The organism is Streptomyces sp. BA2, from assembly GCF_009769735.1.
Lineage (GTDB): Bacteria > Actinomycetota > Actinomycetes > Streptomycetales > Streptomycetaceae > Streptomyces.
The window spans coordinates 1,600,979-1,618,148 of record NZ_WSRO01000002.1 but is presented as its reverse complement, the minus strand read 5'-3'; the positions used below and the strand labels follow the sequence as shown (position 1 = coordinate 1,618,148).

Here is a 17,170-nt window from a genome sequence, read left to right as displayed (position 1 = left end):
TGATCAACCAGGTGGCGAGAAGGCGGTTTCCGGGCCGTCCCTCGGTCATCTGACGGCGGCACCGACCTTGAGACGAGGGCCGCGGCATTCCGGAGCCCGGCACGTTGCGGCGGCGCCTACCCCACCACTGGTAGTCGCCCGCCGCCCGCACGACCAGAGAGGCAGCGATGTGCCCGGCGTGCGCGCGCGATCCGATGCCGCTCACGCGCGGAGGCCGGTGCTCGCTGCCTGCGAGCACCGGCCTCCGATCGAACTCTCCGACTGGCTACGGGAACAGCGGCTTCTCCGGGGCCATCGAACGCACCGCCGCCTCCGACGTCATCCGTGCGTGGATCTCCTCCGGCGAGAGATAGACGTCCGTCTTCTCGAAGTCCGCCAGTGTGGCGGGCCGCCCGGACTGGAACCCGGTGCGTACGTAGTCGTCGCCGGCGAGCGCGTTGAGGCCCCAGTTCGCGGCCGTACGGAAGCGCGCGGTGACGGTGCGCAGCGCCCCCAAGTGGTAGCCGCGCGCGACGATCTGAGCGGGCAGGCCGCTCAACTGCACGCCCAGCGGCTTCGATACGGCCTGGATGCCGCCGAGGTCCACGACCAGGCCCATGTCCTTGTGCCGGTAGGCGGTCAGCGGCGCGCCCCGCAGTGCCGCGGTGACGTTCTTCGCGGCGGCCCACCCCTGGCGCATCGCGTGCTGCGCGGTCGGCGGGCAGATCGCGCCGCCGCCCTTGGCGAGGTCGGGGACGGCCGCCGCGTCGCCGAGCGCGAACACGCCGTCCATGCCGGGAACGGTCAGCTCCGGGTCGACGACCAGGCGGCCCTTGTTGGTCTCGGCCCCCAGCGTGGCGATGAGCGGGCTCGGCGCGACACCGGCTGTCCAGATCAGCGTCCGGCAGGGCAGCGCGCGCCCGTCGGTGAGAGTGACGGTGTCCTCGGTCACCTTCTCCACCGTCACGCCGAGCGACACCTCAAGGCCACGACGCCGCACGATGTCGAGGGCCTTCTCCCCGAGCCGGTCGCCCAGTTCAGGCATCAGCTTCGGTGCCACATCGACCAGATGCCACTTGATCTGCGAGGGGTCGAGCCCCGGGTACCGCTTGACGGCGGCGCTCGTCAGACGGTGCAGATACGCCGCCGTCTCCGTCCCCGCGTATCCGCCGCCGACGACCACGAACTGCAGCCGGGACTCACGCTCGGCCCGGTCGGAGCTCGCCGCCGCCAGGTCGAGCTGCGAGATCACGTGGTCGCGGATCCAGGCGGCCTCGGCCAGCGTCTTCACGCCGACGGCGTGCTGGTCGACTCCGGGAATGTCGAACTGCCGGGTCACGCTGCCCGGCGTCAGGACGAGATAGTCGTAGCGCTCCACGACCTCCTCGCCGTTGATCTTCCGTACGATCACGGCCTTCGCGTTCGGGTCCACGCCGATGGCCCCGCCCGGCACGATCGCCGTACGGCGCAGCATGCGGCGCAGCGGCACAGCGACCGACTGCGGGGTCAGCACGCCCGACGCGACATGGGGAAGCAGGGGCAGATACAGCTGATGGTCCTGCGGGCTGATGAGCCGTACTTCGGCGTCCTGTGCCTTGAGCGTCCGCTCCAGCTTGTGCGCGCACTCCATACCGGCGAAGCCACCGCCGATGATCAGAATCCGGGGACGTTGCATACGAGATCGCTCCAGGGTTGGGCGAGGGGTCCGGTCAATCCTCCGACGAGGGGCCGCCCGGCGCACGTCGGGTGCGCCGGGCGAGGAACCCGAGTACCCCCGAACCGCCGGACGATTGCACCCGAACCGTCGGATCAGCCACCTGCCCCGGCGAGCCGGAGATAGTCCCACGGATCGTGCGCGTTGAGGACGGTGAACTCGTCCGTCCGGGTGGCGACCTCCCGCAGCCGCCCCTGATTGGCGACCCGCAGCTCGGCGTCCACCTGGGCGTCCAGCTGGATGATGTCCATCAGGGGATGCGAGTGCGGGGCTTCCCGCGCGATCTCGCGGTGGTAGAAGTACGCGTCCCCGGCATGCACGAGCCACCGCCCGCGATCGCGCACCGCCACGGCGGCGTGCCCCGCACTGTGCCCGCCGAGCGGGACGATCAGGAACTCATCGCCAAGACCCGCCAGTTGGCGGACCCCGGAGAATCCGGCCCACTCCTCGCCGGCGTTCTCCTCGTACGTCTCCCAGCGCGGGCCGTGCGCCCAGTGCGCGGGCCGGTAGCGACGGCTGGGGGCCTCCGCGAGGGCCGCGGTGAGTTCGGCGGCCATGAGGTGGACGCGTGCCTCGGGGAAGTCGGGGAGGCCACCGCTGTGATCGACGTCCAGGTGGGTGAGCGCGATGTGCCGTACGTCGGATGCCGCGTACCCCAGCCGTTCGACCTGGGTGAGAGCGGTCTCGGCGAAATCCAGTTCGGGAGCGGCGAGTTCGGTCCACTCCGGATCGAGGGATTCGAGCGGCCTGCGCACATCGCCCCGCCCGAGCCCGCTCTCGACGAGCACGAGCCCGTCCGCGTCGGTCTCCACCAACAGGCAGTGGCACACGGCGTGCAGCGGTGGCGGCCCGTCGTAGGTGGGCTCGATCTTCATCATGGACCCGCAGTTGAGGTGATGGACCTTCACGCGTTCCTCCCCGTTCCCTTGTCCGGGTGCGCAGCACTCTCCAGGCTTCGCGCGACGACCGAGCCGACGCGCCGGGCCACCGACGAGACGACCGCGGTGTCACGACGCACCTGTGCGAGGAGAAGAGCCCCCTGCAACGACGACATCACGAGCTCGGCGAGCTCATCGGCCTCCTCGTCGGCGGCGCCCCACCCCCGAAACGCCTCCGCGAGCCCTGACAGCCAAGAGCCGTAGGTGACCTGACAGACATCGCTGATGGGTCCCTCGCCCCCGGCCTGCTCGAGCGCGACGGTGGCGACGGGGCAGCCGTCCCGGAAGCCGGACTCGCGCAGCCCTCGCGCGAGCAGCTCACCGACCCCGAGAACGGCTTCCTCCGCCCCGCCCGCGGAGCCCACGACGGAGGCCATGCGCGCCCCCATCTCGCCCCCGGCGAGCGCCACGGCCTCGGCGGCCAACTGCTCCTTGCCCTGCGGGAAGTGGAAGTACAGCGACCCCTTGGGGGCACCACTCTCGGCGAGCACTTGATTGAGTCCCGTCGCGCCGTAGCCCTGCCGCTGGAACAGATCGGCTGCGGTGCGCAGGATGCGGGCGCGGGTCTCACCGCGTGTCTTGGTCACACACGAGACTCTAGACCGACCGGTCTAGAGATAACAAGAGGTCAGGGGAGGGCAGTGTCTTCCGTCAGATCCCGGGCCGGTACCGGATGGGATGGTCCTCCGGCACTTCGACGACGACGATCTTGACGCCGTCGGGGTCCGCGATCCACATCTCGACAAGACCCCAGGGCTCCTTCACCGGCTCCCGCACCACCTCGACGCCCCGCGCGAGCAGCTCCGCGTGCGCCGCCCGCACGTCCGCCACCTGGAGCCAGAGCTGGAGGCCGGGCGAGGGCGGACGCTCCGAGCGGCCCGAGACCTCGAGGTGGCCGCCGCCCAGGAAGTAGACCGTGCCGCGGTCGGGGCCCGTGCCGAACTCGCGGTAGACGGCTAGGCCCAGCGCGTCGCCGTAGAACGCCCGTGAGCGCTCGGGGTCGGTGGGACGGAGAAGGATCCTGCTGCTCAGTACATGCACCATGCGGCCGCACCTTAGTGGGGGGATCGGCGGGGGGCTACGCTCGACCGTGCCTCGCCCACGCCGCGCCCGACAGCGGTGGGCCAGAGAGATCGGAGAACCCGCCCCATGAACACGGCCCCGAGCCCCAGCACGAGCGACCTCACCTTCCGTGACGCCACCGACGCGGACGTCGACGTACTCGTCTCGCTGATCCAGTCGGCGTACCGCGGCGACTCGAGCCGGGCGGGCTGGACCACGGAGGCGGACATCCTGGAGGGGCAGCGGACCGACCCGCAGGGCGTCGTCGACGTCATCAAGGCCCCTGCGAGCAAGCTGCTCACGGTCGAGCGCGACGGCGAGATCGTCGCCTGCTGCCAGCTGGAACACCGCGGGGAGCACGCCTACTTCGGGATGTTCGCGGTGAGCCCGGCGCTCCAGGGCGCGGGTCTCGGCAAGGTGATCATGGCGGAGGCCGAGCGGATCGTCCACGAGGCGTGGGGCGTGCGGGAGCTGCACATGACCGTGATCTCCGTACGCGACGACCTCATCGCCTGGTACGAGCGGCGCGGCTACCGCCGTACGGGAAAGATGACTCCCTTCCCGTACGGCGACGAGCGGTTCGGCATTCCGCAGCGGGACGACCTGCAGTTCGAGCTGCTGGTCAAGCCGCTGGTCTGAGCAGGGACACGGTCAGGCCGTGAAGCGGCCCGTCCGCTTGATCTCCGGATAGTCCGTGGTCGCTCCGTCCAGCTGCAGCGCGCGCACGAGCCGCAGATCGTCCTGCGTGTTCACGACCCAGCCGATGATCCGCAGGTCTGCCTTCTTGGCCCGCTCGACGATCTCCAGCGTCAGACGCCTGATGTTCAGGACGAGGGTGGTGGCACCGACCGCCGTGGCGCGCTCCACGACGTCGGTGCCGTAGCGGCTCGCGACGAGCGCGGTGCGTACGCCCGGTACGAGCCGCGCGATCTCGGCGATCGCCTCGTCGTGGAAGGAGATCACCTCGACGCGGCCCACCAGATCGCGCCGGTGCATCACCTCGGAGAGGGCGCGGGCGGCGGCCACATCCTTGATCTCGGCCTGCAGCGGCGCCTTCACCGCGTCCAGGACCTCTTCGAAGACGGGGATGCGCTCACCGCGCCCCGCGTCGAGCTCCCGCAGCTCGGCCAGGGTCTTCTCGGCGATCGGTCCCTTGCCGTCGGTCGTACGGGCCACGTCGGCGTCGTGCATGACGACGAGGGCGCCGTCCTTGCTCAGATGCAGATCGAGCTCGATGAGATCGAGGCCCGCGGCTTGCGCGGCGATGAAGGACCGAAGGGTGTTCTCGGGTTCGACACCCATGACCCCGCGGTGACCGATGGTGAGGAAGTTCAAGGTTCACTCGCTTCCGTCGACGGCGGCTCGATGGCCACGCGGCGAGGACAGTGGGTGCCACGCGGCAAGGTCGCAGCCTAACGGCCCGCCTCCGCGAAGGAACCGCCCGTACGGGGGTGCCCGGCAGGATCGGAGTCGTCCCCTCTGCTTCCCACGATCCCGAGCAGGAGCCCGGTGATGACGGCGGCGACAAGGACGGCGCGGGTGGTCACAGGTGCACTGCTCCGTACGGCGGGGTCGGCTGACCCCGCCCGTCCTACCGGCCGCGGCCCCCGCGCCGCGAGCCACGTCACCCGTGGGTGGGCGAGTCCTCGGGGGGTTGACCGGAGGGAGCGGAGGCGCCCGTTTCCGTGCGCTCGGTGGGCGTCGGCGTCGCCATTTCCGTGAGATCGGCGAGCATCGCCTCCGCGAGCCCGATCTCCGCCTCGAGCCGCCGCCCGCTCCAGCGGAGCGCGATCAGCGGATGTGTCCACGCCGCCTCCCCCTCCGCGCGGGCGAGCGCGTCGTGCACCTCCTTCAGCTCGCCCCGCGTGTGCGCGATGTGCTCGGTCACCAGGGCCCGCAGATGATCCGGCGCCGCGAGGTGCCCGAGCCAGACCCGCAGGAGCAGCGGGTGCTTCAGGACGGCAGGACCCGCGTCCCCGCCGCCCCCCGCCCATCCGATCAGCGCCGCACGGCCCTCGGCGGTGATGGCGTACGACCGCTTCGCGCGGGGCTCCTCGGGTCCCGAGCGCCGCGACGTCGCGTACCCGAACGCTTCGAGGCGCCGCAGCTCGGCGTAGATCTGGCTGATGGCGGGGGACCAGTAGAAGTGGCGCAGCGAAGCGTCCGCCCACTTCTTCAGCTCGTATCCCGTCCGCTCCCCGGGGAAGGAGAGCAGGCCGAGCACGGCCCATGCGGTCGGCGGCAGCTCGGAGGGCCGCTGCGGTGAGGTCGGACGGAGGGCTGCCATATGACTGATTGAAGTGAACGTCACAGTCCCGGCGCAAGATGTGCGCGGTGCGAAGAGCGTGCGGGGGTATAGGGGGTGCATGAGTGATCTACCGACCTCGCACATCCGCAGACTGCTCGGTGCCACCGACCGCCTGGCGTTCCACCGCGTGGCCTCCCGCTCCTGGCCGGCGGCGCAGCCCGTCCTGCCGCGGCTGAGCCGGAGCGCTGACCACGGGCTGCTGTGGTTCGGCATCGCCGCGGGGATGTGGGCGGTCGGCGGTGCGCGCGGCAGGCGTGCGGCGGTGCGCGGCGTCGCCTCGCTGGCCCTCGCGTCGGCCACGGTCAACACCCTGGGCAAGAGTGCGGTGCGCCGCTCCCGGCCGCTTCTCGACACCGTGCCGGTCATCCGGCACCTCTCGCAGCAGCCGATCACCAGCTCCTTCCCCTCCGGGCACTCGGCGTCGGCGGCGGCGTTCGCCACGGGCGTGGCCCTGGAGTCGCGGGGGATGGGCGCGGCCGTGGCCCCGGTCGCGGCGTCGGTGGCCTTCTCCCGCGTCTACACCGGCGTGCACTACCCCAGCGACGTCCTGGTCGGCGCGGCCCTCGGCGTGGGCGCCGCCTACGCGGTGCGCGGCATGGTGCCCTCCAGGGCGCAGATGCCGCCGCCCGCGCGGTCCCGGACGGACGCGCCCGCGCTGCCTGACGGTGACGGCCTAGTCGTGGTGGTCAACCCATCCTCCGGAGCCCAGCCCCAACTCATGGACCCGGTCCGGCAGTTGAAGACGGCCCTGCCCCGGGCAGAGGTGGTCCTCTACGAGGAGGAAGCGGGGCCGCTGCCCAAGGTCCTCGAGGAAGCGGCCAGGGACGCGGCCCGGCGCGGCGGTGTCTTCGGCGTGTGCGGGGGAGACGGCACGGTGAACGCCGCCGTGACAGCGGCCCTGCGCTTCGACGTGCCGCTGATGGTGCTGCCCGGCGGAACGTTCAACCACTTCGCCGCGGACCTGGGCGTCGACACGGTCGCGGACGCCTGCGCCGCCCTCGCCGAGGGCAGTGCCGTACGGGCCGACGTCGGCCGCATCAAGCCCCTGGCCGGGGTCGGTCCCGCCGGCAGGACGCACTCCGAGCCGGTGTACTTCCTGAACACGTTCAGCCTCGGCGCCTACCCCGAGCTCGTACGCATCAGGGAGGAATGGTCCCCGAAGGTCGGCGGTCCGCCCGCCACGCTGCTCGGCGTCGCCCAGATCGTGCACACGGGGCGGCCGCTGCGCGCGGTGGTGAACGGCAAGGCCCGCTCGATGTGGCTGCTCTTCGCGGGCAACGGCGCCTACCGCAGCACCGGCATCGCCCCCGTGCGCAGGCACGACCTGGCCGACGGGCTGCTCGACGTCCGCATCGCGAGCGGCGGCCGCTTCGCGCGCACCCGGCTGCTGGCCGCGGCGGTGGCCGGCCAGCTGACCAAGACCCGCCTGTACGCGTCCGCCAAGGCCCAGCGCCTGGTCATCTCCGGCCTGCCCGAGGGCACCCAGATGGCGTACGACGGCGAACTCGCCCCGGCGCCCGCCGCGCTGCTCCTCGACAAGCTCCCCGAGGCGCTCACCGTGTACCGGCCGACCCTCGACTGACCGCGGACCTGACCGGGGATCTGACCGCGGGGCGGCCACGGAAGGCGTTACGCCAAGCGGAGCACTCGGAGTGCGCGCGGGGCCCGTCGCCAGTGTGCTGGCCTTCATGGGCTACCACATAGACAGCCCGCGTGAAGCGGGCAGCACACGACGCGACGTACTGAGCGTCGCCGCGGTCCTCCTGGCCGGCGGCGCCTTCACGGTGGCGGGACCCGCGCCGCACGCCGCCGCCGAGACCGACGGCGGCTGCGGCATCGGCTACGACGGGGAGTTCGAGGAAGCCCTCGCCGAGGCCGACGAGGCGGTCCCCGAGAACCGCGCGCTCGCCCCGGAGGGACCCCGCGGCAAGTTCACCCTGCCGATCCGCCGGCGCTTCCGCGTCTCCGCCCGCTACGGAATCCGCGGCAACTGGCTCGCCGGACACCACACCGGCATCGACCTCGCCGTTCCGACGGGAACCCCGGTGCACGCCGTCGGCGGGGGCACGGTGGTCCTCGCGGCCTGGTCCGGGGCGTACGGCAAGGCGGTGACGGTGCGGCTGCGGGACGGCCATTACGCCGTGTACGCGCACCTCTCCCGCATCTCGGTGCGCCGGGGGTCCCGCGTCGGCACGGGCGACAGGATCGGCCGCAGCGGGGCCACGGGCCGGGCCACCGGACCCCATCTCCACCTGGAGATCAGGGCCCGGCGCGGCTACGGCTCCGACGTCAATCCGGTCCGGTACCTCGCGAGACGGGGCGCCCGGCTGCTGTGAGGGCGCGTGCCGCCTAGCCCACGCTGCTGCGTCCCGCGACCGCGGTGGAGGTCGTCGTGGTGTGGGCCAGGCGCGCGGTCCGGGTGGGGACGTCGACCGTGTAGGTGTCGACCGTCATGGCGCGCTCGGAGACCTTCAGGACCATGAATCCCACGTCGGAGAAGTTCTGCCAGGCGGCGGGGTGGTCGAAGTGGGCCCTGCCGTCACCGGACTTGGCGGCTGCCCCGCAGACGATCTGGCGGGTGCCCGCCGTGCGGGTCGTGGGCTCCAGGATCTGGAGGGTGTGGTCGTGCCCGGACAGGATCAGGTCGGCCCTGCCGCACACCACCTCTTCGTACAGCTCCTTGAGGTGGATGCCGCTCGTGTAGTGGCCGATGACGAACCCGTCGTACGAACCGGCGCTGCCGTGCTTCCCGTTGTTCAGATAGGGGTGGTGGCCGAGCACCACCTTCCAGCGGGCCCGGGACGCGGCGAGCGCGGAGTCCAGCCACTGGCGCTGGGCGCGCATGTAGGGGCCGTCCCACCGGTAGTGGCGCGAGGTCTGGGCCACCGTGGAGGCGACGGGGTTGGTGTCGAGGGCGAAGAACTCCACCACCGGGTCGCCGTCTCCCGGGGCGTCGGAGGACGGCAGGGCGACGTTGTAGTAGCGGCTCGGCATGTACCAGCGCGGTGACGTGGCCGCGTAGGAGACCTCGCGGTCGCCGCGCGAGGGGTCACCGCCGCTGCCCGGGATCAGGCCCGAGCAGTCGTGGTTGCCGAGGACCATCAGCCAGGGGACGTCGATGCCGGTGTTGGGCGTCTCGAACTTCTCCCGGAACTCGGAGTCGTGGTCGGACTCGGGCCCGTTCTCATAGATGTTGTCGCCCAGGCCGACGGCCAGCGAGATCCCCTCGTCACGGCACACCCGCCGGGCGGCCTCGGTCACGGCCAGCTGCTCCTCGCCGCCGGTGCCCGCGTCGCCGGTCACCAGGACGGCGAACTCCCCTTTGCGGTTCGGCGCGTCGGGGAAGGGGAACTTGGCGGCGCCCTGCGCCGCCGTGGCCCGCGGGGCGCCGAACGGCAGCACGGCGAGCGCGGCCCCGGCGGCGGCGCCGCCGAGCAGCGTCCGCCGGTGCAGCGTGAGGGCCTGCGGCCCCCACGTGGCGGCGAGGTCCCGGGCGAGCGGCGCGTCGGCCCGCAGCCACTGCTGCTCGGTCAAGTCCGCCCGGGGCGGTATCAGTTCGTCATCGCACATCCGAGCGTTCTCCCACAGCGGTGCGGACAGAGGAAGACGATCAGGCGAATTACCGGTGGAGATTACGGTGGGCAGGTCCCACGCGCGAGGGGCAGCAGGCCGTCCACCGGATGCTCGCCGACGCGGACGTGATGGTGGAGAACTTCCGTCCCGGCAGTTCCCTGGCCGACGTCTTCGACTACCGCACCCTCGCGAGCGCTACCCCCGCCTGGTCCTGCTCCACATCTCGGCGTTCGGCGACACGGGACCGCTGCGCGACGAGCCCGGATACGACATGGTCGCCCAGGCGAGCGCGGGCCTGATGTCGCTCACGGGCGAACCGGAGGGACCGCCCGTCAAGGCCGGGTACGCGATGGGCGACCTGGGGCCGCTCTCTTCGGCCTCATAGGCGTCACATCCGCCCTCGTCGAGCGTGAGCGCACAGGCCGCGGCCAGTACGTCACGACCTCCCTGTACGAGTCGCAGCTAGCCCTGCACATCAACTGAGCCACCGGCTACTTCGCCACGGGCGAGCGGCCCACCCGCCTCGGATCCGGCCACCCCAGCCTCGTCCCGTACCAGGCCTACCCGGCATCCGACGGGCACTTCGTGATCGCCGTCGGCAGCGACGGACTCTTCCGCCGCCTGAGCGAGTCGCTCGGCCACCCGGAGTGGGCCGACGACCCGCGCTTCGCCACGAACCGTGCCCGCGTCACTCACCGCAGAGCCCTCAACGCCAAGCTGGAGGCGGTACTCGTCGACGAGACGGTGGCCCACTGGTGCGCGCTGCTCAAGCCGTGCGGCGTCCCCGTCGCCCCCATCCGCACCCAGCCTTCCCCGTCAGCTTCCGCGGCGAGCGCCCGCCGTACGCACCGCCCCGCCCACCCTCGGTCTGCACAGCAGGGACGTACTCGCCGAACTCGGCTACGACGACGCGGACATCGACCGCCTGCTCGGCCACGCGTGAGGGCCCCGCTGAACCTCAGCGGCCGAGCCGGTGCAGCGCGGCGCCCACCAGCGTCCGTACGCCAGGCAGCAGGACCGCGAGGTCCGGGGCGAACAGAGGGCTGTGGTTGCCCGGCACCCCGGTGATCTTCTCGCCGAGTTCCTGCCCGGGGGCGGCCTGCCACGCGGCCTGCGGCGTGGAGGGCACGAACCAGAAGTCGTAGGGCACCCCGGTGGGCACCAGGAGGGAGAAGTCCTCGCTGCCCATCGCGGGCCCGAAGTCGAACACGCTCTGCGCGCCGAACAGTTCGCGATGCAGGTCGGCGATCTCCGCGTCGAGCGCCGCGTCGTTGATCGTGGCCGGGAAGCTCGCGCCGATGCTCACCTCGGGCGGCACGGGGCACCCGGCGGCCTGGCACTCGCCCTCGACGATGCGGCGGACGGCGGACAGGACCCGCTCGCGCACCGTCGCGTCCTGCGTACGGAGGTTCAGCCCGAGCCGGGCCTCCGCGGGGATGATGTTGGGACGCTGCCCGGCGTTGAACTGCCCCGTCGTCAGGACCACCGCATCCGACGCGGCCACTTCACGGGAGACGACGGTCTGCAGCCGCGTGACGATGTACGCGGCCGTCACCACCGGATCGACGGTGGCCTCGGGCCGTGAACCGTGGCCGCCGACCCCCGGCACCACGATGTGCACGTCGTCGGCGGCCGACATGATCAGCCCCGGGGTGTGGGAGACAAGGCCGACGGGGCCGGGGGCGACGTGCTGGCCGAAGACGGCGTCGGGGCGGGGGAACCGTTCGTGCAGCCCGTCGGAGACCATCGCCCTCGCTCCGCCGCCCGCTTCCTCGGCGGGCTGCCCGATCACCACGAGGGTGCCCGACCAGGTCTCACGGCCGGCGGAGAGGGCCTCGGCGGCGAACGTCAGCCAGGTGACGTGCATGTCGTGACCGCAGGCGTGCATCACACCGTCGACGGTGGAGGCGTACGCGAGGCCTGTGGTCTCCGTGACCGGCAGCGCGTCCATGTCGCCGCGCAGCCACACCACGGGCCCGTCACCGTTCTCCAGGACGCCCACGACGCCGGTGCCGCCGACTCCGGTGGTCACCGCGTACCCGGCGCCGCGCAGCCGTTCGGCGAGGATCCCGGCCGTGCGGTGCTCCTGGAAGGAGAGCTCGGGGTGGCGGTGCAGGTCCTGATAGAACTCCTCGAGGTCTCGCGTCTTCAACCCCGAGGTGAGGTCCAGGGCCAGGCTCGCTGCGGTGGCTGCCGTGGGCATGCGGCTCCTTGCGTTCGAGGTGTTCGAGGCGCGGTGTCCGAGGTACGAGATCACCCTCTGAGTCACCCTCGCACAGCGTGTGCCGCCCGGCAGAGGCCGCCTCGGAAGGTGCCTCAGGTGACAGAGTGCAAAAATCGTGCCATACCCCTCAGGAGGAGTGTGGTCAGTGTGTCCCGGAACCGCCGTCTGATCCTGGCCTCGCCGGCCGAGGTCTGGAATCTGCTGTCCGACGGCCACCGGTACGGGGAGTGGGTGACGGGAACCCAGGAGGTTCTCGCGGCGGACCCGCACTGGCCGGCGGTGGGCGCCCGCCTGAAGGTCCGGGTCGGCGTCGGTCCTCTGGTCCTCGACGACTCCCGCGTCGTCCGCATCAGCGAGCCGCAGAGCCGTCTGCAGCTGGAGGCGAAGGCGGGCCCCTTCGGCGCGGCCCGCATCGCCATCAACCTGATCCCCTGGGGCGAGCACACCCTCGTCATCCTCGACTGGCACCCGCTCCGGGGCCCCGGCACCCGGATGCATGGCCTCCCCGTGGACTACGTCGTCGCGATCCGCAACGGCATGATGCTGACGAAGCTGGCGCGGATCGCGGTGGGCGAGCACGGCAGGGCCATCTGACCGCCACGGAAGCGGCTCGGCTCAGGGACTGCCAGGACCCGTAGGCGCGGAACAGCTCGGTGGTCTCGTCGTCCAGGCCGAGGTCGGCGAGGCGCTCCAGCGCCTTGACCGGGGTGATCATGGGGTAGTTCGTGCCGAACAGCACCTTCCCGCGGCCCCGCCCGCGCAGGTAGTCGACCAGTTCGCGCGGGTAGCGGTGGGCGGTGTAGGCGCTGGTGTCGATGGAGATGTTCGCGTGCTTGTCGGCCGCCGCGATCATCTCCGTGGTCCACGGGTAGCCGATGTGCCCGCACACGATGGACAGTTCGGGGAAGTCGAGCGCGACCTGGAACGGGATGCCGAGTTCGACGCAGGCCGCCGCGTACAAGGGGTAGTACAGCCGGTCGGTGGGCGGGAGTTGCCACAGCCACGGCACGATCCGCAGGGCCACGAAACCGAGTTCCTCCACCGCGCGGCGCAGTTCCCGCACGGCCTGGACCGGCCGGGTGAGGTCGACGCCGACCATCGCGGCCACGGTGGGGGCAGGGGGCAGGGGGCAGGGGGCAGGGGGCAGGGAGCAAAGGGGCGTCAGAGGTCAGAGGTCAGGGTGACTGCGGGCGCTGCAGCCCCCGGAGGAGGAGCTCGATCAGGCGGCGGGGGTCGTAGCGGCTGGGGTCGCTGTCGTGTCCGATGCAGAGGTTGCCGATGCCGCGCATGAGTTCGTAGGCGCGGGTACCGGGCTCGATCTCGCCGGCTTCGGCCGCCGCGTCGAGCAACTGCTCGCAGACGGGCACCAGGCGGTCGAGGAAGTACGTGTGCAGCGCCTCGAAGCCGCTGCTGTCCGACCGCATCGCGTTGGCGAGCCCGTGCTTCGTGACCAGGAAATCGACGAAGAGATCGACCCACTGGTGCAGTGCCGCCAGCGGGGAGCCGGCGCCCGCGAGCAGGGTTGGGCCGGCCTCCGCGCACGCCTCGACCTGATGGCGGTAGACGGCGACGACGAGATCCGCACGGGTGGGGAAGTGGCGGTAGATCGTTCCGACCCCGACGCCGGCTCTGGCCGCGATCTCGCGGATCGGCGCGTCGACGCCGGAGGTGACGAACACCGCGGCGGCGGCGGTGAGAAGCGTCTGTTCGTTGCGCTGCGCGTCGGCCCGCTTGCTGCGGGCCTGCACCTCTCCGGAGCGGCTTGCGGCGGGCATGCGCCCCCCTTCCAGTGGTCGTTGACAAAGCGGAACAGTGTTCCGTATCGTAAGTGGAACAGTGTTCCGCTTTCAGGGTATCTGAAGGCGGGGCGCTTCTGACCGCCTCCCTGACTGCCGGTCGTACGAGACCGGCAGCAAAGGCCATCGAAGGGAAATGCGCATCATGAGTGCATCGACTTCCACAGCCGACATCTTCAGCTCATCCAGTCCCGTCCTCTCGGTCAGCCCCGTGCTCCTGCCGGCTCCCGACCGGGCCGTGGACCTGGAGGTGCGGGTCTCCGCGCCCGTGACGGGAAGCGATCTGCCGGTCATCCTCCTCTCGCACGGTCAGGGCTTCTCGAACCATCTCTCCTCACTGAACGGCTATGCCCCCCTCGCCGACTTCTGGGCGGCACACGGCTTCGTCGTGATCCAGCCGACCCATCTGAGCTCACGGACGCTGAGCCTGGATCCCGAGACCCCCGGGGCGCCCCTGTACTGGCGGTCGCGGGCCGAGGACATGAAGCGCGTACTCGACCGGCTCGACGAGATCGAGTCCGCGGTCCCGCAGCTCCGCGGGCGCATGGACCGAAGCAAGACAGCCGTGGCCGGGCACTCGATGGGCGGGCACACCGCGAGCCTGCTGCTCGGCGCGCGGCTCACCGATCCGGACGACGGGAAGGAAGTGAACCTGGCCGACCCCCGCATCAAGGCAGGCATCCTGCTCGCCGCCCCCGGCAGGGGCGGTGACGCCCTCACCGAGAACGTGGCCAAGAGCTTCCCCGCCTTCTTGACCACGGACTTCTCCGAGATGACGACGCCGACGCTCGTGGTCGCGGGCGACAAGGACGAATCCGCCCACATGACGGTCGCGGGCGCGGACTGGCACGCCGATCCGTACGTCCTCTCCCCGGGCCCCAAGTCCCTGCTCACCCTCTTCGGCGCGGAGCACGGCCTCGGCGGCATCTCCGGATACGACGTCGCCGAGACCACGGACGAGGACCCCGAGCGCGTGTCCGCGGTCCAGCGCCTCACCTGCGCCTACCTCCGCAGCGAACTCCACCCCGGGGACTCCGCCTGGCAGACCGAGCGCGACGCGCTGGCGGCCGCGTCCGATCCGCTGGGGCGAATCGAGTCCAAGTAAGTTCAGCGGACGACGTCGAAGACGTTCTTCTGGAGGCCGTTGGCGTAAGCCTCGTGCTCTACGAGCTTCAGCTTCTGGGCATCCTTGTCCGTGTCGCTGAACAGGCGCTTGCCCGCGCCCAGCAGCAGCGGGAAGACGAGCAGGTGGTAGCGGTCGATCAGACCGGCGTCCGAGAGGTTCCGGTTCAGGGTGGCGCTGCCGTGCATGATGATCGGGCCCCCCTCGGTCTTCTTCAGCTCGGCGACCTCGTCCAGGGAGCGCAGGATCGTCTGCTCGCCCCAGTTGGAGACCAGCTTGTCCTCGGTGAGGATGCTGGAGACGACGTACTTCGGCATCTTCTTGTACTCGGCGAACTCCTCCATGCCCGGCCAGACAGGGCTGAACGCCTCGTAACTGACCCGGCCGAACAGCATCGCGGTGGCTTCCTCCTGCTCCCGGCCCTTGATCTCGTAGGCCTCAGGGAGGAACTCCACGTCCTTGAAGGTCCAGCCGGAGTTCCGGTAGCCGGGCTCGCCGCCCGGGGCCTCCACGACTCCGTCGAGGGAGACGAAGGCAGTGCTGATCAACGTACGCATCTCAATATCTCCTGGTGATGTCTCGCCGGTCGCCGCTTCATCATCGCGGTTACGGGGGTACTGACCGCCCTACACGCCGAAACTCATCGGCCACCCTCCTACAGGGGCTCCGCGGCCCGGAGAAGCCGTGCGGGGAGGTAGGGGGACGAGACGTGGATCGTCCAGCCGCGTCGGCGCGCATGGCAGGCCAGGGCCAGGATGTTGAGGTTCACCGCGGCATCGGGGTCCTCTGCCCGGTTCGCCACGCGGTAGTAATCGCGGTGCGTTTCGAGCGCGTCGAGGAGCGCGAGGTTGAAGCTCTCCTCGTCGCCCTCGACGAGCTGGGACAAGAGGATGGACGGAGGCGGCGCGAAGCCCCCGCGGGCGCACTTCTCCAGATCCGCGACGGCGCGGTCGGTGGCGGGCTCGGGGTCCACGCCGCGCAAGTAGTCGTGGAGAGCCTGGTAGTACGACGCGTAGGCGGAGCGGTCGGAGAGCAGCGCCGGATCGACGAGGACCAGCGGGGCGAGGTCTTCGCGTGTACCCGTGATCAGAGCGAAGCTGACGGCGGTGAGCCAGCGCCAGGCGCCCGTGCTGTACCGGTCACGCGGGTCGTCGCCGCGGGCACGGAAGGCCTCGGCCCCCTGCCGCGAAGCCAGGGTGAGGTTCTCCAACTGCTCGTCGGTGACATCGGGCGTCAGCGTGGAGCGGAACCGGAACAGCAACTCCTGGTCGTTCATCGCCTCCGACCAGTCCGCGGCGGAGACCGGCTCCTCGCGGTTCAGGTCGAGGATCTCCTTGGTGTCCCTCTCCAGTTCAGCCACGTACGCGTCGGTGAACGTCAGTGGATTCCCGGGACGCTCGAACTCGACGGGCCCGGCGGCGAGTTGAGCCACCGCGTCAGGGCGCCGGTTGCGGCCGTACGCCCCTACTCGTGGCCCCGCTTCCTCAAACCCCGTGACCAGCGCCCGCGGAAGGTAATCCGTCTCGACCGGCACCTGCCACCCCTCACGGCGGTGGGCGAGCGCGGCCAGCGTCAGGGGGAGCAGCGGGAGCAGGGCCTCCGTACTGTTGCTGCGCGCGGCCCCGCGGCTGTGGTCGGTCAGCAGGGTGATCAGCGCCGCGGCGAACGCCTCCTGGTCACCTGCGGCCAGGGCACGCAGGCCGCGCAGCGCCGTGCTCTCGGGCTTGTCCGGCAACCCCGCGTCGAGTTCACGGTCCAGGTCCTGGATCCGGGCGAGCGCGGCGTCGATGGCGGCCAGCTTCTCCTCCCTCGACGGCGGATAACTCGCGTCGTCGTCCCCGGTGTCCCCGGCGACGTACGCCATCAGCCCCTGGACGAGCTCGGCGGCCGGGCGCCCCGCCGCGCCTTGCAGGGGCGCCTCGCGGGCGAAGTGGAAGGCCTCGCCGTGCCATTCGGCCCGTTCGGCGAGGACGGCCAGACAGAAGGCGTCGATCCAGTCGTACGCCGAGACGGTCTCGGGAGCTCCCTCGGACTCGGCGTCGTACGTCATCCCGAAGTTCACGTAGTTCAGGAAGACCTGGAAGGAAGCCACCGGGAAGTACGCGGCGTACGCGACTTTGCCCGCCGCGGCCTCGGCGGCATCGCCCAGGACGGCCTTGGCCTCAGGGGTGTGCAGGTCCGGTGTCTCGACGGAAAGCGCGCCCAGGTAGTCGAGGAACTCCTCGGCCAGCCGGCCCCACTCGTACCCGGTGACCGGGCCGGCCTTCGACATCGTGCGGACCTCGCGGCCGATCCGGTTGGTGAAGTCCTCACGCGCCGCCAGGACGGCGGCTTCGTCGATGTGGTGGCGTTCTATTCGCACGGACCTGCTCCCCGTAGATGATCTCGTGACCGCAGCCTAGAGCGTGCCGCGCGAGCGCCACATGCTGCGGTCGCGGGCGGCGGGCGAGGTG

At 71.2% G+C, this 17,170-nt stretch carries 17 protein-coding genes and 2 pseudogenes; 6 read left to right on the top strand and 13 right to left on the bottom strand.

Annotated elements, in window-relative coordinates:
* Positions 1-265: 265 nt before the first annotated feature.
* The 4 genes from E5671_RS09850 to E5671_RS09835 all read right to left on the bottom strand — a co-directional run bounded on the left by E5671_RS09850 (position 266) and on the right by E5671_RS09835 (position 3,675).
* On the bottom strand, positions 266-1,654 hold the full coding sequence (locus E5671_RS09850) for an NAD(P)/FAD-dependent oxidoreductase (protein WP_160503466.1): 1,389 nt from the start codon (positions 1,652-1,654) through the stop codon (positions 266-268).
* A 134-nt stretch (positions 1,655-1,788) separates the two neighbouring features.
* A complete protein-coding gene (locus E5671_RS09845) occupies positions 1,789-2,601 on the bottom strand; it encodes an MBL fold metallo-hydrolase (RefSeq protein ID WP_160503465.1) in 813 nt (270 codons plus the stop codon).
* A complete protein-coding gene (locus tag E5671_RS09840) occupies positions 2,598-3,218 on the bottom strand; it encodes an LmrA/YxaF family transcription factor (RefSeq protein ID WP_202121067.1) in 621 nt (206 codons plus the stop codon). Before E5671_RS09840 ends, E5671_RS09845 begins: the two co-directional genes overlap by 4 nt.
* Positions 3,219-3,282: 64 nt before the next feature.
* A complete protein-coding gene (locus E5671_RS09835) occupies positions 3,283-3,675 on the bottom strand; it encodes a VOC family protein (RefSeq protein WP_160503464.1) in 393 nt (130 codons plus the stop codon).
* Positions 3,676-3,780: 105 nt separating this feature from the next.
* On the opposite strand from E5671_RS09835, the gene E5671_RS09830 reads away from it, so the two are divergent.
* Positions 3,781-4,332: a GNAT family N-acetyltransferase gene (locus E5671_RS09830; RefSeq protein ID WP_160503463.1), complete on the top strand. Its 552-nt coding sequence runs from the start codon at positions 3,781-3,783 to the stop codon at positions 4,330-4,332.
* Positions 4,333-4,344: 12 nt separating this feature from the next.
* Here E5671_RS09830 and E5671_RS09825 read toward each other — a convergent pair whose 3' ends face one another.
* From E5671_RS09825 to E5671_RS09820, 3 genes are all read right to left on the bottom strand, one after another.
* Complete coding sequence (locus E5671_RS09825; protein ID WP_160503462.1) at positions 4,345-5,028, bottom strand: glycerophosphodiester phosphodiesterase; 684 nt, start codon at positions 5,026-5,028, stop codon at positions 4,345-4,347.
* Between the two features lie 77 nt (positions 5,029-5,105).
* Entirely contained in the window at positions 5,106-5,240 is a 135-nt protein-coding gene (locus E5671_RS47005; protein ID WP_272902826.1) for a hypothetical protein, read from the bottom strand.
* Positions 5,241-5,317: 77 nt separating this feature from the next.
* Positions 5,318-5,980 (bottom strand): PadR family transcriptional regulator, encoded by a 663-nt coding sequence (locus E5671_RS09820; protein WP_160503461.1) that lies wholly within the window; start codon positions 5,978-5,980, stop codon positions 5,318-5,320.
* A 79-nt stretch (positions 5,981-6,059) separates the two neighbouring features.
* Between E5671_RS09820 and E5671_RS09815 the strand changes: the two genes are divergently transcribed.
* Together E5671_RS09815 and E5671_RS47000 are read left to right on the top strand one after the other, a co-directional pair.
* Positions 6,060-7,583 (top strand): bifunctional phosphatase PAP2/diacylglycerol kinase family protein, encoded by a 1,524-nt coding sequence (locus tag E5671_RS09815; RefSeq protein ID WP_160503460.1) that lies wholly within the window; start codon positions 6,060-6,062, stop codon positions 7,581-7,583.
* A gap of 70 nt (positions 7,584-7,653) precedes the next feature.
* Positions 7,654-8,337, top strand: a complete 684-nt coding sequence (locus E5671_RS47000; protein ID WP_336605721.1) for a M23 family metallopeptidase — start codon at positions 7,654-7,656, stop codon at positions 8,335-8,337.
* Positions 8,338-8,350: 13 nt separating this feature from the next.
* Here the strand turns inward: E5671_RS47000 and E5671_RS09805 are convergent, their stop codons facing one another.
* Positions 8,351-9,571, bottom strand: coding sequence for a metallophosphoesterase (locus E5671_RS09805; RefSeq protein ID WP_160503458.1), 1,221 nt, complete (start codon positions 9,569-9,571; stop codon positions 8,351-8,353).
* Between E5671_RS09805 and E5671_RS47745 the strand changes: the two are divergent.
* Positions 9,456-10,642: pseudogene (locus E5671_RS47745) on the top strand (CaiB/BaiF CoA transferase family protein). The gene E5671_RS09805 and the pseudogene E5671_RS47745 sit on opposite strands and share 116 nt — an antisense overlap.
* Here the strand turns inward: E5671_RS47745 and E5671_RS09795 are convergent.
* A complete protein-coding gene (locus E5671_RS09795) occupies positions 10,533-11,777 on the bottom strand; it encodes an amidohydrolase (RefSeq protein WP_160503457.1) in 1,245 nt (414 codons plus the stop codon). The pseudogene E5671_RS47745 and the gene E5671_RS09795 overlap by 110 nt on opposite strands.
* Before the next feature lie 168 nt (positions 11,778-11,945).
* On the opposite strand from E5671_RS09795, the gene E5671_RS09790 reads away from it, so the two are divergent.
* Entirely contained in the window at positions 11,946-12,392 is a 447-nt protein-coding gene (locus tag E5671_RS09790; RefSeq protein WP_336605720.1) for an SRPBCC family protein, read from the top strand.
* Positions 12,393-12,471: 79 nt separating this feature from the next.
* Here the strand turns inward: E5671_RS09790 and E5671_RS09785 are convergent.
* Both E5671_RS09785 and E5671_RS09780 read right to left on the bottom strand, forming a co-directional pair.
* Positions 12,472-12,897: pseudogene (locus E5671_RS09785) on the bottom strand (amidohydrolase family protein); the annotation flags it as partial.
* A gap of 76 nt (positions 12,898-12,973) precedes the next feature.
* Positions 12,974-13,573, bottom strand: coding sequence for a TetR/AcrR family transcriptional regulator (locus E5671_RS09780; protein WP_160503456.1), 600 nt, complete (start codon positions 13,571-13,573; stop codon positions 12,974-12,976).
* A gap of 166 nt (positions 13,574-13,739) precedes the next feature.
* On the opposite strand from E5671_RS09780, the gene E5671_RS09775 reads away from it, so the two are divergent.
* Complete coding sequence (locus E5671_RS09775; protein ID WP_160503455.1) at positions 13,740-14,699, top strand: alpha/beta hydrolase family protein; 960 nt, start codon at positions 13,740-13,742, stop codon at positions 14,697-14,699.
* Between the two features lie 2 nt (positions 14,700-14,701).
* Here E5671_RS09775 and E5671_RS09770 read toward each other — a convergent pair whose 3' ends face one another.
* The gene (locus E5671_RS09770) at positions 14,702-15,274 is read right to left on the bottom strand and encodes a dihydrofolate reductase family protein (protein ID WP_160503454.1); all 573 of its coding nucleotides are present in this window, start codon (positions 15,272-15,274) and stop codon (positions 14,702-14,704) included.
* Positions 15,275-15,372: 98 nt separating this feature from the next.
* Positions 15,373-17,079: an immunity 49 family protein gene (locus E5671_RS09765; protein WP_336605719.1), complete on the bottom strand. Its 1,707-nt coding sequence runs from the start codon at positions 17,077-17,079 to the stop codon at positions 15,373-15,375.
* Between the last annotated feature and the right edge of the window lie 91 nt (positions 17,080-17,170).